Origin of the sequence: Pseudomonas salmasensis (genome assembly GCF_014268375.2) — a bacterium.
Lineage (GTDB): Bacteria > Pseudomonadota > Gammaproteobacteria > Pseudomonadales > Pseudomonadaceae > Aquipseudomonas > Aquipseudomonas salmasensis.
Window position 1 is genome coordinate 4106841 of sequence record NZ_CP077083.1, and the last position, 25777, is coordinate 4132617.

The following is a 25777-nucleotide window of genomic DNA, read 5'->3' on the forward strand; positions in this document are numbered from 1 at the left end:
ATGTGCGAGGGGCTTGCCTCTATGTAGGAGCGAGCTTGCTCGCGAAAAAACCATAGACGCCGCGTTTATTCAGGATGCACGCGTTATCGTTGACGTTTTTCGCGAGCAAGCTCGCTCCTACATTAGAATTGATATTCAGCCCCAGCGCCTGCATACCACGAGCGCCCCGGCGCGGCTTCGTAATAGCGGCCATTGCCATCCCCCACGATCACCGAACCTACGTACTGACGGTCCAGCAGGTTATCCAGGCGCAAGGTCTGGTGAAAGGCCCAGTGCTCGACCTTCTGCTCAAACCGTGCGCGCCAGTTGAAGACGCTGTAGGCCGGTGCGGCGTGTTGTTGGTTGGTGTCTTCTACGTAGACTTTGCTGCGGTACAGGCCCTCGATGGCGGTGCTGACCCAGTCCCGTGGTTTCCAGTTCAGTTCGGCGAACAGGGTGGTTTGTGGCACGCCGGGGAGGTAGTTGCCTTTGTCGATGGTGTTGGTGCCGCTGGCAAAATCGCTGTCGTAGGTGGCGTGCAGGCGGGTGTAGGCGAGGCTGGTGCTCCAGTGCGCGCTCAGTTGGCTTTCAACACCCAGCTCGAAGCCGCGGCGCAATGTGCGACCGGCATTCTGGTAGCTGGTACGGCCACCGATGGATTGCTGCACCACCAGTTCGTCCTCGGTGGTGATCTGGAAAACGGCGGCGTTGATCCGCGTGTTGTTCAGTTGCGCTTTCACACCCATTTCATATTGCGTACTTTCAGACGGCTTCAAGCCGAAGTTGAAGCCCTCGGTGTTACCCGGTGCATAGGCCAGCTCGGCCTGGGTCGGGGTTTCAAAGCCTTTGCCTGCGCTGACGTAGCCATGCAGGTCGGGGGTGAACGCATACATCACGCTCATCGACGGTGTGTTTTTCTGGTAGGTCTTGTTGCCGCTGGCGTCGCCATTGCTCAGGAACTGATCGTCAACGTCCATCTGCATCGTGCTGTGGCGCACGCCGGCTTGCAGGGTCCAGCGGTCGAGGGCCCAGTTGGCTTGGATATACGGGTCGAGGCTGCGAGCCGTGTCGATTTCGTCGCGGCGTAGTTGGCCTTTCACGCCGAGGGTGTTGCCGCTGTAGTTCTGATAGCCATGGCGGCTGTCTTCGCTTTGGTCGAAATCCAGGCCGGTAATGATCATCAGCTCGCCAGGCGCGCTTTCGATGGGCTGCATCCAGCGCACGCTGCCGCCGTAGAACTTACGGTCAAATTGCACCACGCCACCGCCGCGTTCGTTGGCGGGTGTGCCCTTGGGGATCGACAGGTACTGAATCACACTGCGCCGCCCGGTGTAGGCATTGACCTGCAAGGTGGCGCCACCGAAATACCGCTCGTAATTCATCCCCAATTGCTGATGATCGATACTTTTGCGCGTGTTGTAGTTCAGCGCATTGGCACTTACCGAACGCGGGTCGGCCTTGTACGCCGCCCAGGTCTGCCCCAGTGGATCTTGCGTGCCGTTCTGCTCCAGGCTGCTGTAGATCAAGGCCAGCTTACTGTCGTCATCCGGCTGGAAATTGAGCTTGGCGAAGGTCTGGTCGCGGCGCGCGCTGCTGTGGTCGCGGTAGCCGTTGGTGTCCATGCGCGAGGCGTCGAGCACAAACCCGGCGCCATTTGCCGCACCCTCGGCGCTCAGGTGGTTCTTGTTCAGCCCGTCGCTGCCCACCAGGGTTTCGGCGCCGATGCGCGGCGGGCCTTCGCCGTCGCGGGAGAACATTTGGATAACACCGCCGGCGTTACTGCCATACAGCGTCGCCGCCGGGCCGCGCAGCACTTCGATACGCTCGGCGGTGTCGAGGTTGAAGGTGGCGGCCTGGCCCTGACCATCCGGGGTGCTGGCGGGGATGCCATCGGCGACCAGCTTGATGCCGCGCACACCGAATGCCGAACGGGCGCCGAAGCCGCGGGAGGAAATTTGCAGGTCCTGTGCATAGTTCTGGCGGTTCTGCACCACCATGCCGGGCACGCGGGACAGGGCTTCGGAGGCGTTGATGCCGAGTTGGCCGTCACTGATCTGTTCGCGGCTGATGCCGTCCACGGAGTAGGGCAAATCAAACGTTGGGCTGGCGCTGCGCGAACCGGTGACCACGCTGGGGTCAAGTATCAGTGGCGAGTCCTCGCCTTGCACGGTGCTGCTCAAGGCCAGCAGGCCAGGCAGCAAGAGGGAGAAGCGAGCGTGCGTTTTTTTCATGGGGCAGCCAGAGTCTTGGGCACGCATAGCGAAGGCGCGCAAAAAGTGCGCAAGTTTAAACAGTCAGGTAGGTTTTACCATTTCGGATTTTTCTTACGCAATGTGGCGGTGCCCCTCGGATGAATGAGCCAATCTCTCGGTGCTAGCGTGGCTGACCGTTTGCGAGGCTAGGATATGACACGAAAAATAATGGCTGCGCTGGGTATCAGTGTCGCTGCGCTGTTATTAAGCGGCTGTGGAACTGTTAATAGCGTCCTGCGCAAAGAGGGCGACACGGCGCGTGAGCTCAGGCTCGTAAAAACCTATTGCCAATCCATTCCCCGCGCTTACAGCGGCGTGGCCTTTGATTTCTGCATGCTGCACGCGGCCCCGGACCCCACCGGGTTCCTCATACCCTTCGTGCTCGTAGATATTGCGGTGTCCGCGGTTGCCGATACGGTGGTTTTGCCTTATACGATTTATCGACAAACGGCCGACGGTAATATCAGCATCTATTGGCGTCCAGGCCGGTCATAAGCCTATGGGTATAAAAGCACCTGCCCAGCCCATCGACTGGGCGAAAGGAGTTGTCCGTGAGTCGTGGTTTCAAAATCCTGTTGGTATCAACCTTGTTACTGGCCTCCGGCTGCGGAACGATCAATACCGTCTTTCGTCCGGATGCCGTGGCCAGCCAGAACCTCAAGGAGTCACGCAGCCACTGCGAAAACGTGCCGCGTATCTACAGTGGGGTGATTTACGGCTTTTGTACCCTCAATGGCGAGCCTGCACCGGACAAAAGCCTGAAGGACCAAAGCCTGCTGGATCGCCAAGGCAATGCCTTCCCGATCATCGCGATTGAATTTGTCGCCTCTGGTGTCATGGACACCCTGATGCTGCCTTACACGATCTACCGCCAGAACAAGGACGGCAGCATCGAGATCTTCCGCTAGCCCCTCTCGGCGCTTGCCGCTAACAGCTTCCCTCTGCTTTTAAGCTATAATCCCGCCCTTTAGCTGTTTCCCGCCCCGGCGGGAAGCACACTTTTTTCAGGCGCGATGCGCCTGCATGCAGACTAAAAGAGGCTAGACCCCAGTGGCATTGACGATTCTTGGCCTGTCCGGCGCCCTTAGCCATGATCCTTCCGCAGCCCTGTATATCGATGGCAAGCTGATTGCGGCCGCCGAAGAAGAGCGCTTCGTACGCGACAAACATGCAAAGAACCGCATGCCCTACGAGTCGGCGAAGTTCTGCCTGGAACAGGCCGGCATCAAGCCTTCGGACGTTGATGTGGTGGCGATCCCGTTCGCCCCGATCAGCCTGTTCGGCGAGGCGCGCTGGCACTACGCCAAGCGTTACTGGTACGCCCCGGACCGCGCCCTCGACGCGATCCTGATGGGCAACCGTCGCTACAAGCGCTATCGCAACAAGATCGTCTGGTGCCTGGAGCAACTGGGCTTCGATCCGAAGAAAATCAAGATCGAACCGGTTGAACACCACCTGGCTCACGCCTCCAGTGCCTACCACTGCTCGGGCTTCCAGGAAAAAACCGCGATCCTGGGCATTGACGGCAAGGGCGAGTACGCCACCACCTTCTTTGGCTACGGCGAAAACGGCAAGATCCGCAAGATCAAGGAATTCTACGATCCGGACTCCCTCGGCGGCCTGTACGGTGCAATCACCGAGTTCCTCGGTTTCGAGATGCTCGACGGTGAGTTCAAGGTCATGGGCATGGCGCCGTACGGCGATGCCAGCAAATACGACTTCTCGCGCCTGGCCTCCTTTGAAAACGGCGAGCTGGTGATCAACACCGACTACGCCAACGTCATCGGCCTGCGCCGCTACAAAGAAAAGGGCAAGGGTTTCTACTTCTCGCCAAAACTGATCGAGTGGCTGGGGCCGAAACGTGAAGGCGACATCGCCGACGAGCCTTACATCCACTACGCGGCCAGCATGCAGGCGCTGTTCGAGAAACTGGCCTTGCAGATGATCGACCATTACCTGGGCGACATCCTCAAGGACACCGGCAAGCTGGCCTTCGCCGGCGGCTGTGCGTTGAACGTCAAGCTGAACCAGAAAATCATTGCCCGTGACGACGTCAAAGAACTGTTCGTGCAACCGGCCTCCGGCGATGCCGGTACCGCTGTGGGTGCGGCTGCCTATGTGTCCCACGCCCGTGGCGTACCGGTCGAGAAGATGGAACACGTCTACCTTGGCCCGTCCTACAGCAACGAAGACGTGATTGCCGCCTGCGCCAAGCACGAGAGCAAGCCGAACTGGCGCAAGATCGAGAACATGCCTAAGCGCATTGCCAAGATCATGGTCGACGGCAACCCGGTGGCCTGGTTCCAGGGCCGCATGGAGTTTGGCCCGCGTGCCTTGGGCGGTCGTTCGATCATCGGTTGCCCAAGTGCGACCGGCGTTGCAGATCGCATCAACCACCAGATCAAGTTCCGCGAGCGCTGGAGGCCTTTCTGCCCGTCGATGCTCGACACCGTGGCCCCGCAGATGATCAAGGTCGATCACCCGGCGCCGTTCATGACCTTCACCTTTGAAGTCGCCGAAGAGTGGAAGACCCGCGTACCGGAAGTGGTACACGAAGACGGTACTTCCCGCGCCCAAGTGCTCAAGCGCGAATACAACCCGCGCTACTACGACATGATGAAAGAGCTGGAAGTGCTGACCGGCAACGGCGTGTCCCTGAACACCTCGCTTAACCGTCGTGGCGAAGCGATGATCTGCTCGCCGACCGACGCGCTGAACATGTTCTTCGGTTCGGACCTGCAGTACCTGATCATGGAAGACATCCTCGTGGTCAAGGACGGCGTGGACCCTTATGACGCCGTGGTTTAAATGCTGAACCGCTTCCAGGGCTGGCGTGAACGTGGCTGGGCGCCTGTCGAGGCCGAGGTTTACGCCCAGGCCTGGCAGCGTTACGGCGGCAGCGTGGCGACCCATCCCCAGGTGATCGAGCGGCTGGCCGGCCTGGCGCAGATACCCGTGCGCTACTTGGGCTGGGAGCAAGGTGGTGAACTCAAGGGGGTAATCGCCACGTGGGGTCGCGACCTGGCGCTGTCCAAAGACGTACTCAAGCGCAGCGGCAAGAAAGGCCTGTTTGACCTGGGCAATGCCGAGATCATCCTGCCGATTGCCGCCGATGCGCAGGTGCCGTTGCGGCATCGTGCGCGCTACCTCTCGGCGCTGAACGAGGGGCGCGTGAGCACCCTCAAGCCCCAGGCCGAGCAGTTGGCCATGGCGCGTACTCCTGAAGACCTGTCGAAGAAGTTTCGCTACAACCAGCGGCGTGAACTGCGCCTGTTGGAAGAGGCGGGCGGTGTGGTACGGGCGGTCAGTGAGTTCTCGAGCGTAGAACTGGCGGCGATTTATTGCGACCTGTTCCAGCGCCGTTGGGGCTTCCCGGCGGCGGGCGCGGCGCGCCTGGCCGAGGTGCTGGAGCTGCTCAAGGAATTCCTGTTCGGCTCGGTGCTGTTTCTGAACGACGCGCCGATTGCGGTGCAATTGGTGTATCAGGTGCAGTCCAACGAGTGGTTCAGCGCCGAGTATGTCAACGGCGGCGTAGCCCCTGAAACCCGCGCATTCAGCCCCGGCAGCGTGCTGAGTTTTCTCAATACCCAAAGTGCCTGGGAGCAGGCGCGGGCGGCGAACAAGTCACTGCGCTTTTCCTTCGGGCGTTCCGACCGCGAATACAAGGAGCGCTGGTGCAACCCGGTGCCGGTGTTCAGTGTATGAGCCGTAAACAGCAACTGCTCAAGCGTCATCGGCGTAACAAGCGTATTGCGCTATTGATCGGCGTGCTGGTGCTGGTCGCCACCGGCGTACTGGTGGCCTGGTGGTTGCCGCTGATCCTTGCGGTGCTGCTGTGGGCGGCCCACGAAGCCTGGTTTGCCGATCACCTGTTTTACTCGCCTAAAGACAGCTATGAGTACGCGTTCCCGGCCGGCAGCGAACAGCCGGGCTTGCGCCTGGAGGCGGGCCGACTGCTGCTGGATGCGCCGTTGGCGGCGGATGAAACCCTGATCGTCGGCGTTGAGTTGAACAGTACCTGGCTGGGGCGTTTCTTCGACCCCGCAATAGATCTGTTGGGCCTGGAAACTCCAGACCGGCAAGCCTTCGAACGCGGCGTCGCCGGGCGGCGTTATCTGAACCTGACCGGCGCCGCCGAAGCCTTGGCGGCGGGCAACCTCAACTTGCGCGGGCGTTTTTGCCGGATCAAGGGCCAGCCGACGCTGTGGCGCTTTCGCCAACCGGACTATCGCCAGCAACGTGTGATGGTGATCGCGCCCCATGCCGACGATGCCGAACTGGCTGCGTTCAGCCTTTACAGCCAGGCGGCTGAAAGCTGGATCGTTACGCTGACGGCGGGTGAAATCGAGGCCGAGCATTATCAGCACATGGGCCTGCCCAAGGCTGAAGCTGCACGCCTGAAGGGCCGCTTGCGGGCCTGGGACAGCGTCGCCGTGCCCCGCTGGGCCGGCGTGCCAGAGGCGCAGTGCGTGCAGTTGGGCTACTTCTGCATGCAGTTGCAAGCCATGCAGGCCGCACCGGATCAGCCTCAAGCCTCGCGCGAAGCGGATTTGGCCGATACGCGGCTGTTTCGCCAGTTCAATGGTTTTTCCCTGCCTGGCGATGCTGATGGCGCGCCAACCTGGCATAACCTGATCGCCGACCTGCGGGCGCTGCTGCTCAAGGCACGGCCCCAGGTGATCGTGTTGCCCACGCCGTTGCTGGACCCCCACGCCGACCATATCTGCGCCCATGCGGCAGTGCTGGAAGCCTTGCAAGGCCTGGAGTGGCAGCCCGACACATTGCTCGGCTACGCCAATCACCTGCATGATAACGACCGCTGGCCCATGGGCGATTCCGGCGCTGGCGTGGCGCTGCCGCCACGTTTCGATGGTGCTGTGGAACTGGTGCCGTGCAGTTTCGCCCTCGCCTTGAGCCAGCAGCAGGACAAGGCCATGGCCCTGGGCATGATGCACGACCTGCAGCCGCCAGCGCCGTTCAAGCGTCGAGTGCGTAGGTGGTTGCAGCAACTGCTGGCGGGCCGTAGGCCATCGCCTTACGGCGAGAACGAATTCTTTCGCAAGGCCGTGCGTCGTCACGAGCTGTTGTGGGTCCTGAAGCAGGACTGAGAGCCGATTGAAGGCAGGCCGGTATGCGCCTGTCGCCCTTTTTACCGGGCTGCGTGCCCGTAGCCAGATCGCTGCATGGAGAGTTATGAAGCCTCGTTTCAAGGTTTTGCAGTTACAGCCGGACTACAACGTCAAGACCCATGACTTCGCCGACTTGGGTGAGCAAATCGTCAAATCCCTGCCGGCTGAGCGCTTCGAGGTGACCTCTGGATTTCTCAGCGGGCGCCCGCTGCCCGGCCAGCCCCTGAGCGTGGCCGAGCACTCGCATTATTTCGAGCTGCCGGAGAAGTCCCTCAAGGGCATTCGCTTTGGCGCCATGTGGCAGATCTACAAGTACTGCCGCGAGCAGAAGTTCGACGTGGTCATCTGTAACCGCTTCAAGTCGGTGAACATGATGCTGTCGCTCAACCGCTGGTTGAAGATCCCGCTGTGCATCGGCATCTCCCACGGCTTTGGCGAGTACGCCCGTGGTTACCGTCGGCGTCAGACCCAGCGCTGGGTCAGCCCGGCGTGGCGCTTTGTCGGTGTGTCCGAAGCGGTCAAGGACTACCTGGTAGACCTCAACTGCGGCTTCACCCGTGAGAACACCACCTACGTCACCAACGCGATCGACATTCCCCAGGCAGAGGCTTTGCAGCTGTCCCGCGAGGACGCGCGCAAGGCCCTGGGCCTGCCCATGGACGCACGGATGATCGGCGCCCTTGGGCGCCTGGTGCCGATCAAGGGCCATACCCATCTGCTGCAAGCCTTCGCCACGCTCAAGGACAAATACCCTGAGGCGCAGGTGGGCATCATAGGTTCCGGCCGTGCCGAAGCCGACCTGCACGCAGACATCGAGCGCCTGGGCCTGACCGGCCGTGCACACTTGCTCGGCTTTCGCGAAGACGGCATGAAGTACGTGCGTGGCTTCGATATCTGGACCATGCCGTCGCTGTTTGAAGGCCTGGGCCTGGCCCTGCTGGAAGGCATGAGCGGCCATCTGCCGGTGATCGCCTCCAACGGCCCGGCGATGCTGCCGCTGGTGCAGGGCGCGGGCGGCCTGTCCCACGACCCGGGCAATGTCGAACAACTGGCTGCGGCCCTGGACACTTACCTGGCCTTGAGCGATGAACAATTACGTGCCAAGGGTGAAGAGGTGTTCCGCTATCTGGAGGCCAACCACACCCTCGACGAGTTCAAGCACAAGTACCTGACCCTGATTGAAACCGGTTTGCGTGAAGTAGGTAGAGCATGAATCAGCCACAACCCCTGGTCTCGGTGATCATCGCCTCCTACAACCATGGCCAGTACATCGAACAGAGCATTCTTAGCGTGCTTGGGCAGACCTACCTCAATATCGAGCTGTTGGTGGTCGACGACGGCTCCAAGGATGACAGCGTCGAACGCATCCGGCGTTTGCAGGCCGAGCACGGCTTTGATTTCCAGGTGCAGCAGAACCAAGGGCTCAGCGCCACCTTGAACGGTGCGATTGCTCGCGCCAAGGGCAGCCTGATCGCACCGTTCGGCTCGGATGACATCATGTTGCCGGACCGTCTCGCCACTCAGGTAGCGTATATGGACGGCAAGCCGAAGGTGGGCATGTGTGCCGGCAATATCGAGCTGATCGACGGGGACGGCAACCTGCACCCGGAGAAGAAACAACGTCGCGACGTGCCGTTTCGCCGTCTGGACTTTGACGACCTGTTCCTGGACCGCAAGCCGTTTCCACCGGCGCCGACCATGCTGATTCGTCGCGAAGTGCTGGAGGAGGTCGGTGGTTTCGATCCGCAGATTCCCCTGGAAGACCTGCTGATCCAGCTGAAGATCACTGCGGCGGGTTACACCATCGACGCCCTTGACGTGGTGATGGCCCAGTATCGCCAGCACGCCAGCAACACGTACAAGAACCACCGCTACATGATCCAGAATATCCTCAAGACCTACGCCAAGTTCAGCGAACACCCGGCCTACGACGCGGTTCGCTACAACTTCCTGAACTCGATGTTCCTCAAGACCGCCCACCGCGATCGCCCGTTGGCGCGGGAGATTCTCAAGCAGATCCCGTTGAGGTTCTGGGGGCGCAAGACCTTGCGTGGGCTGGTGCGGTTGTATCTGGCACCACTCAAAAACTGAACCGCCACCGCACCCTGTAGGAGCGAGCTTGCTCGCGAAGAACGTCAACGATAACGCGTGCTTCCTGAATAAACGCGGTGCCGGTGAGTTTTTCGCGAGCAAGCTCGCTCCTACAGAAGGTGTTTACAGGTTTTGGACCTGCTCGCGGATTTTCGCAGTGGCGGCTGGGCTTGCCACCGAGGCGTAGCCCTTGAGCAGTTGTTCGAAGTGCGTTTCGAACAGCCAGTTGCGGTCCTGTGGATAACGCTGCATGTGGCGCAGGTTACGTTGGCGCAGGGCATGACGCAGTGAAGACGGGTAGATGCGCAGGTCAGCCACGTCGATCAGGGCGAATTCACCATCGTCCATCAACAACACGTTACCCAGGTGCAGCGAGCGGAAGTACACGCCGCGCTCGTGCAGTTGCGCCATGAACCGTCCAAAGCGCTCAACCAGTGATTCACGCAGGCTGCTGTCCAGGCTTTGCAACGCTTGGCGTAGCGTCAGGCCGGGCAATGGCGTGTAGCGCACTGCGCTGCTGGCGTCGCCCAGGCGGTAGAGCCCGAGGATGTGCGGCGTAGGAATGCCCAGGGTGCGCAGTTGCTCGCTGTTGCTGGCAAAGCGCTCGGAGTACGGGTTGAAGCTGCCGGAGGTGTACCAGCGGCGTGGGCGGAACAGCTTGAGGAAACTGCCGTCCTCCAGGCGCAGGACTTTGGGCCCCAGGCCATCGGCTTCAATCACATGGGCGTTACTGCACAGCTGTTCAAGCGCGGCGGGCTTGAGATTCTGCACCTTCATGCGCAGCAGGCTGCGATGGCGCTGGGCGAGGCTCAGGCCAGTGATAATTGCCAAGGGAATCCACAGCAGGAACCAGTGCTCCTTAGGGCGCGACAGGATGCCGCCGCCTTCGGTCAGGCCCGCTCCGATGCCGTAGGCCAGCAGTGACGATGCCAGGATGAACAGCGGCTGGGCGCGTTCCTTCAGGCCTTTGTACAGGCCCCATCCGAGCATGAAAATCCACGGGATAAAGCCGATGATACCGACGTAATAAAGTACGCCGAGGGCAAAGCTGTGGGGCTCGCGCAGTTGGTAGTCATTGGCCACCATTAGGTAGAGCTCGGAATCGTAGCTATGCCCGATCCAAGGGTGCTCGGCAATAAGCTGCAATGTCATGGTCCACAGCTGGAAGCGGAACGAGCTGCCGCGTCCAGTGATCATTTCGGGGAAGAACAACAGGAGTCCGGCGGCGCCCAGTACCATGCCGGTGATTAGTAGCGCAGCGCGTCGATTACGGCTGACAAAGCTCATCCAAAGTATGGCCAGCGTCAGCGCCACCAACGGCGTGCGTGAGCCGGTCGCCAGCACCGCAGCGGTCATGATTGCCAGAGCCGGTACGCTGAACCACAGCACGTTCAGACGCTGGGTGGTCATGCAGACGTACAGCCAGTACACGGTGAAAAAACCGAACAGGTGCGAGCTGAGCAGCGGGTTGTCGAGGGCGCCCAGCCCGCCGATCATGCGCATGCCAGGTTGATAGCCCTTGGCGAACGCCACCAGGTTACCCAGGCTCACCACCAGCGCAATTACCGCAGCGCTGAAGAAGATCGGCTTGAACAATTCGTTACGGTAATGCAGCAGCAATCCGCAGCCACCAAACAGCATGAAGGTATTCAACGGCCGCTTGAACAGGTCGGTATCGGAACTGGGCGCGGGGCTCCAGAGCAGGCTGGTCAACGCCCAGGCGGAGAACGCCAGAAACGCGATCGCCAGGGGCTCGCGCAGCAGGTCCTTGAACTCCCGAGGGCGCATGCATAACAGAAACAAGGTCGGTACGCTGAACAGGATGTAGACAATGCGGTGCAGTACATTGCGATTGCCGACAAAGAACAGTGCACTCAGGAGCAGCAACAAGCCAACAGGCAAAATCCATAGGACCAGGAAGTCGAAAACGCGATTTGAGCCATAGGTAAGGCGCTTGGAGTGCATACAGTAAAGCCATTCCAGAAAGAGAAAGCCGACCATCTTAAGCTAGTGGCTAAGTAATGTCGCCGGTAGGATCCAACCGGGCCGCGGCTTACGCCGGGTGCAAGTACAACAGAGAAGCTGTGCTAAAGTCAGCCTCCTTTTTCAAAACGCCGCGTGATATGACCGACTCCAGTCCGAGCGCAAGCCCTTCGAGCTTGAAAATATACTTCCGCCTGCTCAGTTACGTTAAGCCCTATATGGGCTTGTTCGCGTTGAGTATCCTTGGATTTCTGATTTTCGCGTCGACCCAACCGATGCTGGGTTACATCCTCAAGTACTTTGTCGACGGTCTCTCCAATCCGGAAGCCGTGCTGTTCCCGACCGTGCCCTTTTTGCGCGACCTGCAATTGCTGCAGGCGGTGCCGCTGCTGATCATCCTGATCGCGGCCTGGCAGGGCCTGGGTTCGTTTTTGGGCAACTACCTGTTGGCCAAGGTCTCCCTGGGCCTGGTCCACGACTTGCGGGTACAGCTGTTCAACAACCTGCTGACGCTGCCCAACCGCTACTTCGATAACCACAACTCCGGGCATCTGATTTCCCGCATCACCTTCAACGTGACCATGGTCACGGGTGCCGCGACCGATGCCATCAAGGTGGTGATTCGCGAAGGCATGACGGTGATCTTCCTGTTCGCTTCCTTGCTGTACATGAACTGGCGCCTCACGTTGGTGATGATCGCGATCCTGCCGTTGATTGCGGTGATGGTCAGTACCGCCAGCAAGAAATTCCGTAAGCAGAGCAAGAAGATCCAGGTGGCCATGGGCGACGTGACCCACGTGGCCTCGGAGACCATCCAGGGCTACCGCGTGGTGCGCAGTTTCGGCGGCGAAGTCTACGAACAGAAGCGCTTTTTCAAAGCCAGCCAGAGCAACACCAACAAGCAACTGCGCATGACTCGCACCGGGGCGATCTACACCCCGGCGCTGCAATTGGTGATCTACTCCGCCATGGCCGTGCTGATGTTCCTGGTGCTGTACCTGCGTGGCGACGCCTCGGCGGGTGACATGGTGGCCTACATCACCCTGGCGGGCTTGTTGCCCAAGCCGATCCGCCAACTCTCGGAGGTCAGCTCGACCATCCAGAAAGGTGTAGCGGGCGCCGAAAGCATCTTCGAACAGCTGGACGAAGACGTTGAGGTCGACCACGGCACTATTGAACGTGACAAGGTCAGCGGTCGCCTGGAAGTGCGTCACCTGAACTTCACCTACCCTGGCACCGATCGCCATGTGCTCAAGGACATCAGCTTTACCGCCGAGCCTGGGCAGATGATTGCGCTGGTGGGGCGTTCGGGCAGTGGCAAGTCGACCCTGGCGAGCCTGATTCCGCGCTTCTACCACCATGAAAGCGGTGAAATCCTGCTCGATGGCATCGAGATCGAAGACTACAAGCTGCTCAACCTGCGCAAGCACATTGCCCAGGTCACCCAGCATGTGACGCTGTTCAGCGACACCGTGACCAACAACATCGCCTATGGCGACCTGGCCGGTGCGCCTCGTGCCGACGTTGAGGCGGCGGCGGCGGATGCCAATGCCAAGGACTTCATCGATCAGTTGCCCAAGGGCTTTGATACTCAGGTGGGCGAGAACGGTGTGTTGTTGTCCGGCGGCCAGCGTCAGCGCTTGGCGATTGCCCGTGCGTTGCTCAAGAACGCGCCGTTGCTGATCCTCGATGAGGCTACCTCGGCTCTTGATACTGAGTCCGAGCGGCATATCCAGGCGGCACTCGATAAGGTCATGCAAGGCCGCACGACCCTGGTGATTGCGCACCGTTTGTCCACCATCGAGAAGGCTGACTTGATCCTGGTGATGGACGACGGGCGGATTGTCGAGCGCGGTACCCATGGCGAGTTGTTGGCGCAGAACGGTTACTACGCTCGCCTGCATGCCATGGGCCTGGATGCGCCGGTGCAGGCTGATATCACCTGATCCAACCGGCATCACGGTGTAAAGGAAATGTAGGAGCGAGCTCGCTCGCGAAAAACCTCAACGATAAACCGCGCTTCCTGAATAAACACGGCGTCTGTGAGTTTTTCGCGAGCAAGCTCGCTCCTACAGAGAGCAAATCCCCTCCCACATTTGCCCTGCGGTGGTCGCAAGCCATCGCAAACCCTGTGCTAATATCGCGCCCCTGTTCATTTTGTATGTGGGTTGCTCCATGAAGTTGTCCATGCCGCGATTCAATCAAGCCGCTGTCTTGGTGGTCGGCGATGTCATGCTCGACCGTTACTGGCATGGTGGTACCTCACGGATTTCCCCTGAGGCTCCGGTGCCGGTCGTCAAGGTCGAGCAAATCGAAGACCGCCCAGGTGGCGCTGCTAACGTCGCGCTCAATATTGCCGCGCTCGGCGCCCCGGCTTCCCTGGTGGGGGTGACCGGCGACGACGAAGCGGCCGAAAGCCTGGCCAACAGCCTGCAGGGCGCTGGCGTGCGTGCGTTGTTCCAGCGCATTGCCCATCAGCCGACGATCGTCAAGCTGCGGGTCATGAGCCGTCACCAGCAGTTGCTGCGTATCGATTTTGAAGAACCCTTCGCCACCGACGCCCTGGCCCTCGGCGACCAGGTCGACGCGTTGCTCGACGGTATCAAGGTGCTGGTGTTGTCCGACTACGGCAAAGGCGCCTTGCAGAATCACCAGGTGTTGATCCAGGCCGCCAAGGCCCGCAACATCCCGGTGCTGGCCGATCCCAAGGGCAAGGACTTCTCGGTTTACCGAGGCGCCAGCCTGCTCACGCCAAACCTCAGTGAGTTCGAGACCATCGTCGGCGGGTGTGCCGATGAGCACGAGCTGGTGAGCAAGGGCGCAGCATTGATGGCCGATCTCGACCTGGGCGCCTTGCTGGTGACCCGTGGCGAGCACGGCATGACCCTGTTGCGTCCGGGCCACCCGGCCATGCACCTGCCGGCGCGTGCCCGTGAAGTGTTCGACGTCACCGGTGCCGGTGACACCGTGATCTCCACCCTGGCAGCCTCCATTGCCGCCGGTGAAGAACTGCCCCACGCCGTGGCCCTGGCCAACCTGGCGGCGGGCATTGTGGTCGGCAAGCTGGGTACCGCTGCCATCAGCGCTCCTGAGTTGCGCCGCGCCATCCAGCGTTCCGAAGGCTCGGAGCGCGGTGTGCTGGGCCTGGAGCAATTGCTGCTGGCGATTGACGACGCCCGCGCCCACAACGAAAGCATTGTGTTCACCAACGGCTGCTTTGACATCCTGCACGCCGGGCATGTGACGTACCTGGAACAGGCCAGCGCTCAAGGTGACCGCCTGATCGTTGCGGTCAACGATGACGCGTCGGTCAGCCGCTTGAAAGGTCCTGGCCGCCCGATCAACAGTGTTGACCGGCGCATGGCGGTACTCGCAGGTTTGGGCGCGGTGGACTGGGTGATCAGCTTCTCTGAAGGCACCCCGGAAAACCTGCTGGCCCAGGTCAAGCCCGATGTGCTGGTCAAGGGCGGTGACTACAGCGTCGACCAGGTGGTGGGTGCGGACATCGTCAGCGCCTACGGCGGCACGGTCAAAGTGCTGGGGCTGGTTGAAAACAGCTCGACCACCGCGATTGTCGAGAAGATCCGCAACAACGAGTGATACCCCGTGGGGCGAGCCTGCTCGCCCCTAGCTTTTCTTCGGCACGATCTTGCGCAGCATCTGCCGTGCCTTGCCGGTCAAGCGCTTGAGCTTGGAGTCTTTTTCCGGTTCTGCCAGGCCCTGCTGCCTGAGCCAGTCCTTCCAGCGAATGCGCTCATCGCGCACCAGCCAGCCCTCTTGCTGGGCAAAGCTTTCCGCCAGGTACAGGCCGCGCGTGCTGGCCGGGTACAGCTGGTCTTTCTTGACCGTGTACAACTCTGCCAGTGGCTCGCCGTCTTTGAGCGGCATCAAGTACAGGTCCGGGCGCTGACGATCCAGGCGCGCCACCAGTTGGTCACCCTCCAAACGCTCATCCACATGAAACAAACTGAGGGACTTGGCTTCCTTCGGCACTTCCAGGCGCAGGTCATAAATCAATTGCAGCGAGGCGGTCGGCAGGTGCACGTAGGCCCGTGGGCGTTCGATCAGCTGGGTGGTGGCGCAGCGTACCGGGCGCGCGGCGCCTGATAATGGGCTGAGGCGAAACGGCAGGGCCTCGCGGTAATGCAGGGCCGCGGAGTAGGGCGCCGGCAGCCAGGTGTCGTTGAAGCGCCCGCCGAGCCAGCCTTCGGGGGTTTCGAGGAGGCACTCCTCGGCGATTTCCTGGATGGCGGTGTGCAGCGGCAGGTTCAGTTCATGGGCCGGGACGTAGCCGGAGATCAGCTTGAGCACCACGTCGCCACGGTCCTGGCGGCGTTGGCGCACCAGCACCCAGTAGTCCTTGTTTTGCCAGTGCAGGGTCAGGCGTACCGAGACGCCGAGGTTCGCCAGTTCCAGGGCGAAGCGCTCGGCGTCTGGCACCTCGACCGGCTTGCGCCGCTGCAGGGTCTGGGCGAAGTTGAGCGGCATGCCGACGCTCTGGTAGCTCAGGCCTTCGGGGGTGGCTTCGACGTGCAGCGGCAGTGTTTTGAAGTTGCTGGGGTTCTTTCTTATGAGCGTACGCGGCATGTCGGCTCCTTCTTGCGACGGGGTCGGCCGCGTGGGCGGCATCAGAGTTGACGAATGACCCGGGCAGCAGTTGCTACGTTATGGGCCAGGTGCAGCGGATTAATGGTCCCGACAATAGCACTGGCGACGCCCGTTTGCGCGAACAACAAGGTGAAACTGGCCTGAATTGGATCCATTCCAGCTTCCAGGCATACATGGCCGCTGGCCAGGGCCTTTTTCACCAGGATGCCCTTGCCGTGGGCGGCCGCATAGTCGATCACGGCCTTCTCGGCCTGTTCATTGAGGTTGTAGGTGACCATCGCGCAATCGCCCTGTTCCAGTGCTTTCACGCCGCCTTCGACGGTTTTGCCGGAGAAGCCGAAACCACGGATCTTGCCGTCTTTCTTCAACTGCGCCAGGGTCTGGTAAACCTCGCAATCATTGAGGATATGCAAGTCGTTACCATCGGAGTGCACCAGTACCAGGTCGATAAAATCCGTTTCAAGTCGTTTCAGGCTGCGTTCAATCGACATCCGCGTATGGGCCGCGCTGAAATCGTGATGGGACACGCCGTTGGCAAACTCTTCGCCCACCTTGCTGACGATCACCCAGTCCTTGCGCTGATCACGCAGCAGCGGCCCCAGGCGCTCTTCGCTCATGCCATAGGCCGGCGCGGTGTCGATCAGGTTGATGCCCAGCTCGCGGGCCTGGCGCAACAGCATGCGCGCCTCGTCGTCGCCAGGGATCTGAAAGCCGTTGGGGTATTTCACCCCTTGGTCGCGGCCCAACTTGACGGTGCCCAGGCCCAGGGGCGACACCAACAGGCCGGTGCTGCCCAGCGGGCGATGCAGGTCGTGCAGGGTTGGCAGGCTCATGGCAACAGTTGCTCCCAGGCGGGTTGGCCGATTGCCGGTTTTGGCAGCTCGGGCAGAGGGGCGCTGGCGCTTGGGTGGATACCATCGCGCTCCAGGGCGTGGAGTACGCGGTCGGCGAAGTCCGGCGCCAGGGCCAGTTTGGTTGGCCAGCCGACCAGCAGGCGACCGTCTTCGGCAAGAAACGCGTTATCGGGACGGCTCAGCCCCGATTGCAGCGGCTCGGCGCGATCCACCCGCAGAGTGGCCCACTGGGTCTGGCTCATGTCGATCCAGGGCAGCAGTTGCGCCAGCTCTTTCTGCGCGGTGGCGATCTGTTCTTGCGGCGTGCGCGCCACGCCATCAGCCTCGGCGATATCGCCGCCCATGTACCACACCCAGTTGCCATCGGCGGCTGGATGAGTGGTGACGGTGATCCGTGGCTTGGTACCGCCGCCCAGGCAGTGGGCATACAGCGGCTTGAGGCCGGGGCCCTTGGCGATGATCATGTGCAGTGGGCGTTTTTGCATGGCCGGCTGGCTATGGCCCAGGGCCGTGAGCAAGTCCGCCGTGCCGCCGCCAGCGCTCAACACGATGCGCTGGGCGCGGATCTCACGGCCATCGACTTTCAAGCCCACCAGGGTGTCACCGTCCAGCAGCGGTTCGATGTGCACACCTGCGAGCAGACCGTCACCGGCCAACTGCGCCAGGCGGTTGATCAGGCTGGGCACGTCCACCACCAGCTCGGCCAGGCGATAGACCTTGCCTTTGAAGCGAGGGTTCTGCAGCGCCAGGGGCAGTTCGTCGCCCTTGACCTGATCGACGCGGCCACGCACGGCCTTGCTGGCAAAAAAGCTGGTGAGGTTGCCGGCAATCGTGCCGGGCGACCACAAGTAATGCGCCTGGGACAGCACGCGTACGCCGGACAGGTCCAGCTCGCCGTTGCCGGCCAGGGCTTCACGCCAGCGGCGCGGCATGTCGGCAATGGCTTCGGAGGCGCCGGTGAGGGCGCCATGCAGGGCGTATTTCGCTCCGCCGTGAATGATGCCCTGGGACTTCAGGCTTTGCCCGCCGCCCAGGGTGGCGCTTTCCACCAGTACCGTGGAAAACCCCTGGCTGCGCAGGCGCGCATTGAGCCAGAGGCCGGCAACCCCGGCGCCGACAATCAGAACGTCGGTGGAAATAACGGATGGCATCGGCGACCTCAGTGTTCAAGACAAGAGGCGCAGTATACAGGCTGTTGAGTGGCGGTCAGTGCCCGGCGGTTTTCGAGAACAGCTGAATCACCACCACGCCCAGCACAATCAGGCCCATCCCCAGCATCGCCGGCACATCCAGCTTTTGCCCGTAGATGAACAGCGCCGCGATGCTGACCATCACGATGCCCATCCCGGCCCATACCGCGTACGCCACGCCGACCGGCACGGTGCGCACCACCAGGGTCAGCATCCAGAACGCGACGCCGTAACCGACGATCACCAGCAACAACGGAATAGGGGTGCTCCAGCCTTTGATGGCTTTCATGGAAACGGTGGCGATCACTTCCGAGCAGATGGCGATGGCCAAGTAGTAGTAGGCGGCATTCATGGGCAAGTCCTCGGTGTGATTTCAAGAACTGTAGGAGCGAGCTTGCTCGCGAAAAACGTCGACGATAACTCGCGCTTTCTGAATACACGCGACGCCGGTGAGTTTTTCGCGAGCAAGCTCGCTCCTGCAGTGGTCGGCATTCTAGTCGTCTGTCAGATGGGGTAAAGTCATTACCTATCTGGAATAGCGATAGGTTGAGCCATGAGCGTGCAATGGGATCTGGAGCAGATGCGCCTGTTTGTCAGCGTTGCCGAGCAGCGTTCGTTTTCTGCCGTGGCCCGTGGGCAGCGTAAGGCGCAATCGGCGGTCAGTAACGCTGTGGCGCTGTTGGAGGCGGACCTTGGCGTCTTGCTGTTCGAACGTAGCAGCGGTCGCCAGCCACGCCTCACCGAAGCCGGTAGTGTGTTGCTGGAGGAAGCGCGTGAGGTGCTGCGCCAGTGTGAACGCCTCACGGGCCGGGCCTTATCGTTGACCCGCGGCGAGGAAGCCTGCCTGCGCCTGGCCCAGGATGAGGCGATGTTGTTCCAGCCAGTACTCGATAGCCTGGAGGCGCTGGCCGTGCACTACCCGCTGCTGGAGGTGCAGTTGTCCAGCGCGGCCCAGGGCGATGTGGCGCGCAAGCTGGTGGAGCGCAAGGCAGACCTGGGCCTGCTGTTCTATCACGACCAGATTCCCGAAGCCCTGGAGCGCCGGGTGGTGGGCAGTGTGGAAATGGTCACGGTGTGCGGAGTCAATCACCCGTTGGCCAAGGAGCAGTATGTGACGTGCCAGCACCTGGCCCAGTTTCGGCAGTTGCTGATGTCGACCCAGACCAGCGTCTACCCCGGCAGCGAGGCGGCCAGCCCCCTGGTGTGGCGCGCCGACAGCTTCTATGTATTGGCCGAATGGCTGATGAGTGGTCTGGGCTGGGCCTGGCTGCCTCGGCATATCGTGCAATACCCGACCTACCAGCAACAGATGGTCGAATTGGCCAGCGAATGGACCCCGCCTGCCCTGGTGGTGGAACTGGTGTGGCGCCGTGACGAGCACCTGGGGCCCGCCGCGCGCTTTTTGGCCAAACGTTTTGCCGAGTGCTTGCAGGCGATCGACTGAAAAAGCCGATAAACTCCGCCGCCATGAATAGAACTCTCTACAGCTGTCTGTTTTACCTGGCGCTGCCGTTGGTGGCTTTACGCTTGTGGTTGCGTGCGCGCAAAGCGCCGGCCTATGCCAAGCGGGTGGGCGAGCGGTTTTCCTATGGCTTGCCGGTGATGCGGCCCGGCGGGATCTGGGTGCACGCGGTGTCGGTGGGCGAAAGCATTGCCGCCGCCCCGTTGATTCGCGGGTTGATGGCGCGTTATCCACAGTTGCCGATCACCGTCACCTGCATGACGCCCACCGGTTCCGAGCGTATCCAGGCGTTGTTCGCCAACGAACCGCGCATCCAGCATTGCTATTTGCCGTACGACTTGCCCTGCGCCGCCAAGCGTTTTCTCGACCGCGTGCAGCCCACGCTGGCGGTGATCATGGAAACCGAGTTGTGGCCCAACCATATCCATGCCTGCGCCCAGCGCGGTATCCCGGTGGCGCTGGCCAATGCACGGTTGTCGGCGCGCTCGGCCAAGGGGTACGCGCGATTTGCCAAGCTGACGGCGCCGATGCTGGCAGAAATGAGCTTGTTCGCCGTGCAGACCGAGACCGAGGCCGAACGCTTTCGCAGCCTGGGCGCACGCCCTGAAACTGTGGAGGTGACCGGCTCGATCAAGTTCGACCTGAGCATCGACCCCCAGTTGACGGCCCGCGCCGCTGCCCTGCGTGAACAATGGGGCGCCAGTGAGCGCCCGGTCTGGATCGCCGCCAGTACCCACGAAGGTGAAGACGATGTGGTGCTGGCCGCTCATCGCCAGTTGCTGGCGAACTACCCTAACGCCCTGCTGATTCTGGTGCCCCGTCATCAGGAGCGCTTTGGCCCGACGTTTGAGCGCTGCGTGCAGCAAGGCTTTGCCACCGTGCGTCGCTCCAGTGAAGAGCCGGTCACCGGGCAAACCTCGGTGCTGCTTGGCGACACCATGGGCGAGTTGCTGTTTCTCTACGCCCTGGCTGACAGCGCATTCGTCGGCGGCAGCCTGGTGCCGACCGGCGGGCACAACCCGCTGGAACCTGCGGCGTTGGGTAAACCGGTGATCATGGGCCCGCATGTCTTCAACTTCCTCGACATCACCGCGATGATGCGCGACGCCGGGGCGTTGCGCGAGGTGGACGATGCCGATGGGCTGGCCGAGGCGGTGCGACAGTTGTTCGAATTGCCCCAGGACGCACGCAAGATGGCGCAGGCGGGGCTCAAGGTGATGCAGGCCAACCAGGGCGCGTTAAAGCGTTTACTGGATGGCTTGGACAGGCTGATCAAACACTGACAACACCAACCCAATGTGGGAGCTGGCTTGCCTGCGATAGCATCACCTCGGTGTACCAGATATACCGAGGTGTCTGCATCGCAGGCAAGCCAGCTCCCACATGGGTTCGGCGGTGCGCTTAATAGCCGGGGCGGGCCTTGAGCTGTTCGGCAGCGGCTTTGGCCAGGTCCGGCGGCAGGAAGTCTTTGTCCGGGTTGTAGTCGGCCTTGAGGTAGCGCGCCAGATCCTGCAAATCCCCTGGGTTGAGCGTGCCCGCCGCCTGCTTCAAGCGCAGGTTGTCGAGGATGTAGTCGTAGCGGCTGTTGTTGTAGTTGCGCACCGACGCGTACAGCTGGCGCTGTGAATCCAGTACGTCGACGATATTGCGCGTGCCCACCTGATAGCCGATTTCCGTGGCTTCCACCGCGCTCTGGTTGGAGATAATCGACTGGCGGCGCGCCTGCACCTGCTCCACATCAGTATTGACTGCACGGTGCAGGTTGCGGGTGTTTTCCACCACCTGACGGCGCAGGCCTTCGCGCTGTTGCTCGGTCTGGTCGAGGCGCGAATAGGATTCGCGCACTTGCGAGCTGGTAAGGCCGCCGCTGTAGATCGGGATGTTCAAGCGCAGGCCGACGGTGCGTTGCGACACATCGCCGCCGTACGGGATGGGCAACTGATTCGGGTTGCTGAAACCCAGGGCGTCGTTGTCGCCTTTTTCGTATTGCGCAACCGCATCGAGGGTCGGCAAGTGGCCGGCTTTGCGCTGCCGCAGGGTTTCTTCAGCGGCGGTCACCGCGTAATTGCTGGCGAGCAGGTTGAGGTTCTGGCGCCCGGCGGTTTCGACCCAGGCCTTGGCGTCGTTCGGCGCCGGCGGCAGCACCGGCAGCGTGTGGACGATACCCTGGATCGAGTTGTACTGGCGGTTGGTCAGGGTGATCAGCGCTTCGAACGCGTCGTCCACCTGGCGCTGGGCCAGGATGCGGTTGGCCCGGGCGGTGTCGTAGCTGGCCTGGGATTGCAGCACATCGGTCTTGTCCGACAGGCCCACATCGAAGCGTTCGTTGGACTGGTCGAGCTGGCGCTTGAAGGCGTTTTCTTCGGCCTTGGTCGACGCCAGGTTGTCCTGGGCGCGCAGCACGGCGAAGTAGCTTTCGGCACTTTGCAAAATCAGGTTCTGCTCGGAGGCCGACAGTTGCAGCGAGGCCTGCTCGTTGACCGCTTGGGCGGCTTGCAGCTGGAACCAGCGGTCGGCGCGGAACAGTGGCTGGCTCAAAGTGGCGCGCCAGGAGTGGGCGTCACGGTTGGCCGTGGCAGCCGGTTGGTCGATCTGGGTGCGCACGTTGTTGCTGTCGGCGCCGGCTGACAGGTTCGGCAGCAACCCTGCGCGAGCCTGGGGTACCACTTCTTTTTGCGCGCCGTACTGGGCACGGGCGGCGGCCAGGTCGGCGTTGTTGTTCGCCGCTTCCTGATAGACGCTGACCAGGTCGGTGTTGGTGGACAAGGGCGCTTCAGCTGCCCAGACCAGTCCGTTGGTCGCACAAGACACGGCAACAGCCAGTGAGAGTTTGCGCAGCATGAGGCGATCCCTAGTATGAATATTACGATGATAATTCAGCGCCCAAGGCTAAGGCTGGCCATGCCTGGCGTCAAGCCTTGAGGCCGTGCCCGAGTGTAGTGGCCGGACCTTCACACAACAATCCCACGATCACGCCATTCATCACGCTGAATAAACCGCTATTGGCAATTTGCCCATGCCATGGTCTAGACTGGCCGCGTTCTTGTCGGGGTGCCTTGTTGGAAGGCTGAGATCGGTAAATACCGGATCCCGTTGAACCTGATCAGGTTAGCGCCTGCGTAGGGAACAAGATTTCTCGTCACCCGGCGAGTCCTCTTGTGCTTCGTCCGGGATGTTGTTCGACAATCGAACAGCCCTCGTGCGCCAAGCACAGCACTGGTTCCAGTGCGTCCGTCCGTCACAGGTTCGCTCCGACAAAAATCCACCGCCTGGATAAGTTGGAGAGCCTGTGATGAGCACTGAAATAAAAAGTACAAAACTAAAAAATACCGTGCACCTGAGTGAATCGGCCAAGGTCGACTCCGGCTCCGTGCAGCCGTTTACCCGCTCGCAGAAAATCTACGTGCAGGGCTCCCGCCCGGACATTCGTGTGCCGATGCGCGAGATCAGCCTGGACGTAACGCCCACCGACTTCGGCGGTGAAATCAACGCGCCGGTTACCGTGTACGACACCTCAGGCCCCTACACCGACCCGAATGTGATTATCGACGTGCGCAAAGGCCTGGCCGACGTGCGCTCGCCGTGGATCGAAGTACGCGACGACACCGAGCGTCTGCCCGGCCTCACCTCGCACTTCGGCCAGCAACGCTTGAGCGATGCCGAGTTGACCGCCCTGCGTTTTGCCCATGTGAAGAACCCGCGCCGCGCCAAGGCGGGTGCCAACGTTACGCAGATGCATTACGCGCGCAAAGGCATCATCACGGCCGAGATGGAATACGTTGCCATCCGCGAAAACATGAAGCTTGAAGAAGCCCGTGCCAGTGGCCTGCTGGATCAGCAACACGCCGGGCACAGCTTCGGTGCCAGCGTGCCGAAAATCATCACGCCTGAATTCGTGCGTGAAGAAATCGCCCGGGGCCGCGCGATCATCCCGGCCAACATCAACCACACCGAGCTGGAACCGATGATCATCGGCCGTAACTTCCTGGTGAAGATCAACGGCAACATTGGCAACAGCGCCCTAGGTTCGTCCATCGAAGAAGAAGTGGCGAAACTCACCTGGGGCATTCGCTGGGGCTCGGACACGGTGATGGACCTGTCCACCGGCAAACACATCCACGAAACCCGCGAGTGGATTATTCGCAACTCGCCCGTGCCAATCGGTACCGTGCCGATTTATCAGGCTCTGGAAAAAGTCGGTGGCGCAGCCGAAGACCTGACCTGGGAGCTGTTCCGCGACACCTTGATCGAACAGGCCGAGCAGGGCGTCGACTATTTCACCATCCACGCTGGGGTACTGCTGCGTTACGTGCCGCTGACGGCCAAGCGCGTAACCGGCATCGTCTCCCGTGGTGGTTCGATCATGGCCAAGTGGTGTCTGGCGCACCACAAAGAGAACTTCACTTACACGCATTTCGATGAAATCTGCGAAATCATGAAGGCCTACGACGTCAGTTTCTCCCTCGGCGATGGTCTGCGCCCAGGCTCAATCGCCGACGCCAACGACGCCGCGCAATTCGGCGAACTGGAAACCCTGGGCGAACTGACCAAAACTGCCTGGAAGCACGACGTGCAAACCATGATCGAAGGCCCCGGCCATGTGCCGATGCAGCTGATCAAGGAGAACATGGACAAGCAACTGGAATGCTGCGACGAGGCGCCGTTCTACACCCTGGGCCCGCTGACCACCGACATCGCACCGGGCTACGACCACATCACCTCAGGCATTGGTGCGGCGATGATCGGCTGGTTCGGTTGCGCGATGCTCTGCTACGTCACGCCCAAGGAACACCTGGGCCTGCCGAACAAGGATGACGTGAAGACCGGGATCATCACCTACAAGATCGCCGCTCACGCAGCCGACCTCGCCAAAGGCCATCCAGGGGCGCAGATTCGCGATAACGCCTTGAGCAAGGCGCGCTTCGAGTTCCGTTGGGAAGACCAGTTCAACCTTGGCCTGGACCCGGATACCGCGCGGTCATATCACGATGAAACCTTGCCGAAGGATTCGGCCAAGGTCGCGCATTTCTGTTCGATGTGCGGGCCAAAGTTCTGTTCGATGAAAATCACCCAGGAAGTGCGTGAGTACGCGGCCAACCAACGCATTGATGCGGTGGATGTGGATGTTGCCAAGGGCTTGGCCGAGCAGGCTGAGCGGTTCAAGCAGGAAGGTAGCCAGCTCTACAAAAAGGTCTGATCCGGGATCGTCGGCGCCTGTACTGGCCTCTTCGCGAGCAAGCCCGCTCCCACAGTTGGAATGCATTCCAACTGTGGGAGCGGGCTTGCTCGCGAAGGCGATCGTCTAAACAACCACTACCCCTAAGAGATCTCCCCGTTGCGATACCCGGTCGTTAGCGCCGTGCGGGCACCAGCTCAGGCTTGATCACACCGGTGAGGCGCGTATAGGGCAGGGTGATTTCGATCAGCCCCTGTGCGTAAGGGGCGATGGTGCTGACGTTGTACTTGAGCACCACACCGCCGCTGGTCAAGGCCACGTTCGGGGTTTTCTGGAACGGCCAGCTCTTCACGAATTCTGGGTCGCGGTCCATCTTGGTGCTGATCAGCCAACTGTTGTGGGCGACTTTCGCGGTATTCCAGAAGGCCTGCTCCTGGCCGGGCAGCAGCATGTCGGCCAGGGTCAGTTCCTTATGCAGAATCCGTGAATAGTTGATAAACCCACGGCCTGGCTCGCCGTGGGCGACACCGGTGTCCAGGTAGCTGGACACTTCAACGATCACCAGTCCGTCATGCTGGTCACGTACCTTGGCTTGCAAGTACATGCCGTGGCGGTCCGGCGACTCACGCAGGAAGGTGTTCCGGTAGGCGTTCAGGCTCGCCGGTACGCTGGCGCCAGGCGTGGTGCGAGTCATTTGCAGCAGGCGCTGTTCCACCAGGCTGTCCAGTTGTGGCTCGGCGGGGAAATGCACGGTGTCGATGTTCACCAGCGGGCAGGCCGGGCTGTCACAGCCGGGCTTGATCTGCTCCGACTTGTCGGTGGTAACGTCCAGCGGCTTGAGATAGGCGGGTTGGAACAGGCTCTGGCAAGCACCCAGGGTCAAGGCAATACAGGCCACGGAGGCGATTCTTAAAAGCGACATGTGTGTCCTTCGTAAATCGATGGAAAGCGAAAAGAGTAGCGCTTGGACTGCCAACGTGGCCGCCAGTTCGCCACTAAACTGATTGCAGTGAGTTTGACGCTCGCCGCCTCTGCCGGCAACCGGAAAGGGGC

The 25777-nt window shown here is 61.2% G+C and carries 20 protein-coding genes and 1 riboswitch; of the genes, 12 read left to right on the plus strand and 8 right to left on the minus strand.

Features of this window, described 5'->3' with window-relative positions:
• Positions 1-122 precede the first annotated feature (122 nt).
• The gene (locus HU731_RS18395) at positions 123-2210 is read right to left on the minus strand and encodes a TonB-dependent receptor family protein (protein WP_186606499.1); all 2088 of its coding nucleotides are present in this window, start codon (positions 2208-2210) and stop codon (positions 123-125) included.
• Between the two features lie 189 nt (positions 2211-2399).
• Between HU731_RS18395 and HU731_RS18400 the strand changes: the two genes are divergently transcribed.
• The 7 genes from HU731_RS18400 to HU731_RS18430 all read left to right on the plus strand — a co-directional run bounded on the left by HU731_RS18400 (position 2400) and on the right by HU731_RS18430 (position 9451).
• Entirely contained in the window at positions 2400-2726 is a 327-nt protein-coding gene (locus HU731_RS18400; protein WP_186606500.1) for a YceK/YidQ family lipoprotein, read from the plus strand.
• Between the two features lie 56 nt (positions 2727-2782).
• Positions 2783-3139, plus strand: a complete 357-nt coding sequence (locus tag HU731_RS18405) for a YceK/YidQ family lipoprotein (protein WP_032893888.1) — start codon at positions 2783-2785, stop codon at positions 3137-3139.
• Between the two features lie 142 nt (positions 3140-3281).
• Positions 3282-5039 carry a carbamoyltransferase family protein gene (locus tag HU731_RS18410; RefSeq protein ID WP_186606501.1) on the plus strand — a complete coding sequence of 586 codons (1758 nt, stop codon included), beginning with the start codon at positions 3282-3284 and terminating at the stop codon, positions 5037-5039.
• Positions 5040-5936 (plus strand): GNAT family N-acetyltransferase, encoded by an 897-nt coding sequence (locus HU731_RS18415; protein ID WP_186606502.1) that lies wholly within the window; start codon positions 5040-5042, stop codon positions 5934-5936.
• On the plus strand, positions 5933-7339 hold the full coding sequence (locus HU731_RS18420; protein ID WP_186606503.1) for a PIG-L deacetylase family protein: 1407 nt from the start codon (positions 5933-5935) through the stop codon (positions 7337-7339). The genes HU731_RS18415 and HU731_RS18420 overlap by 4 nt, the downstream gene beginning before the upstream one ends.
• An 85-nt stretch (positions 7340-7424) precedes the next feature.
• The gene (locus HU731_RS18425; protein WP_186606504.1) at positions 7425-8573 is read left to right on the plus strand and encodes a glycosyltransferase family 4 protein; all 1149 of its coding nucleotides are present in this window, start codon (positions 7425-7427) and stop codon (positions 8571-8573) included.
• On the plus strand, positions 8570-9451 hold the full coding sequence (locus tag HU731_RS18430; RefSeq protein WP_186606505.1) for a glycosyltransferase: 882 nt from the start codon (positions 8570-8572) through the stop codon (positions 9449-9451). The genes HU731_RS18425 and HU731_RS18430 overlap by 4 nt, the downstream gene beginning before the upstream one ends.
• 123 nt (positions 9452-9574) lie before the next feature.
• On the opposite strand, the gene HU731_RS18435 is transcribed toward HU731_RS18430, so the two are convergent.
• Positions 9575-11416, minus strand: a complete 1842-nt coding sequence (locus tag HU731_RS18435; protein WP_186606506.1) for an O-antigen ligase family protein — start codon at positions 11414-11416, stop codon at positions 9575-9577.
• A 158-nt stretch (positions 11417-11574) separates the two neighbouring features.
• Here HU731_RS18435 and msbA point away from each other — a divergent pair, with 158 nt between their 5' ends.
• Positions 11575-13380, plus strand: a complete 1806-nt coding sequence (msbA, locus tag HU731_RS18440) for a lipid A export permease/ATP-binding protein MsbA (protein ID WP_161906482.1) — start codon at positions 11575-11577, stop codon at positions 13378-13380.
• 229 nt (positions 13381-13609) lie between these two features.
• On the plus strand, positions 13610-15034 hold the full coding sequence (gene hldE / locus HU731_RS18445; RefSeq protein WP_032893882.1) for a bifunctional D-glycero-beta-D-manno-heptose-7-phosphate kinase/D-glycero-beta-D-manno-heptose 1-phosphate adenylyltransferase HldE: 1425 nt from the start codon (positions 13610-13612) through the stop codon (positions 15032-15034).
• Positions 15035-15061: 27 nt separating this feature from the next.
• On the opposite strand, the gene HU731_RS18450 is transcribed toward hldE, so the two are convergent.
• Genes HU731_RS18450 through HU731_RS18465 form a run of 4 tightly spaced genes read right to left on the minus strand, consistent with a single transcriptional unit; the run spans position 15062 to position 18438 of the window.
• Positions 15062-16021 carry a hypothetical protein gene (locus tag HU731_RS18450; RefSeq protein WP_032878252.1) on the minus strand — a complete coding sequence of 320 codons (960 nt, stop codon included), beginning with the start codon at positions 16019-16021 and terminating at the stop codon, positions 15062-15064.
• Between the two features lie 41 nt (positions 16022-16062).
• Positions 16063-16875 carry an aldo/keto reductase gene (locus HU731_RS18455; RefSeq protein ID WP_186606507.1) on the minus strand — a complete coding sequence of 271 codons (813 nt, stop codon included), beginning with the start codon at positions 16873-16875 and terminating at the stop codon, positions 16063-16065.
• Complete coding sequence (locus HU731_RS18460) at positions 16872-18047, minus strand: NAD(P)/FAD-dependent oxidoreductase (RefSeq protein WP_186606508.1); 1176 nt, start codon at positions 18045-18047, stop codon at positions 16872-16874. The genes HU731_RS18455 and HU731_RS18460 overlap by 4 nt, the downstream gene beginning before the upstream one ends.
• 55 nt (positions 18048-18102) lie before the next feature.
• Positions 18103-18438, minus strand: a complete 336-nt coding sequence (locus HU731_RS18465) for a DMT family transporter (protein ID WP_003188013.1) — start codon at positions 18436-18438, stop codon at positions 18103-18105.
• A gap of 201 nt (positions 18439-18639) precedes the next feature.
• On the opposite strand from HU731_RS18465, the gene HU731_RS18470 reads away from it, so the two are divergent.
• Both HU731_RS18470 and waaA read left to right on the plus strand, forming a co-directional pair.
• The gene (locus HU731_RS18470; protein WP_186606509.1) at positions 18640-19530 is read left to right on the plus strand and encodes a LysR family transcriptional regulator; all 891 of its coding nucleotides are present in this window, start codon (positions 18640-18642) and stop codon (positions 19528-19530) included.
• Between the two features lie 23 nt (positions 19531-19553).
• Positions 19554-20831: a lipid IV(A) 3-deoxy-D-manno-octulosonic acid transferase gene (gene waaA / locus HU731_RS18475; protein WP_186606510.1), complete on the plus strand. Its 1278-nt coding sequence runs from the start codon at positions 19554-19556 to the stop codon at positions 20829-20831.
• 118 nt (positions 20832-20949) lie between these two features.
• Here the strand turns inward: waaA and HU731_RS18480 are convergent, their stop codons facing one another.
• Positions 20950-22389: a TolC family outer membrane protein gene (locus tag HU731_RS18480; protein WP_186606511.1), complete on the minus strand. Its 1440-nt coding sequence runs from the start codon at positions 22387-22389 to the stop codon at positions 20950-20952.
• A gap of 196 nt (positions 22390-22585) precedes the next feature.
• Positions 22586-22691, plus strand: a riboswitch (TPP riboswitch).
• A 149-nt stretch (positions 22692-22840) separates the two neighbouring features.
• Between HU731_RS18480 and thiC the strand changes: the two genes are divergently transcribed.
• Positions 22841-24745: a phosphomethylpyrimidine synthase ThiC gene (gene thiC / locus HU731_RS18485; protein ID WP_225931496.1), complete on the plus strand. Its 1905-nt coding sequence runs from the start codon at positions 22841-22843 to the stop codon at positions 24743-24745.
• A 154-nt stretch (positions 24746-24899) separates the two neighbouring features.
• Here the strand turns inward: thiC and HU731_RS18490 are convergent, their stop codons facing one another.
• Positions 24900-25646 (minus strand): RsiV family protein, encoded by a 747-nt coding sequence (locus HU731_RS18490; RefSeq protein WP_003188019.1) that lies wholly within the window; start codon positions 25644-25646, stop codon positions 24900-24902.
• Positions 25647-25777: the final 131 nt, after the last annotated feature.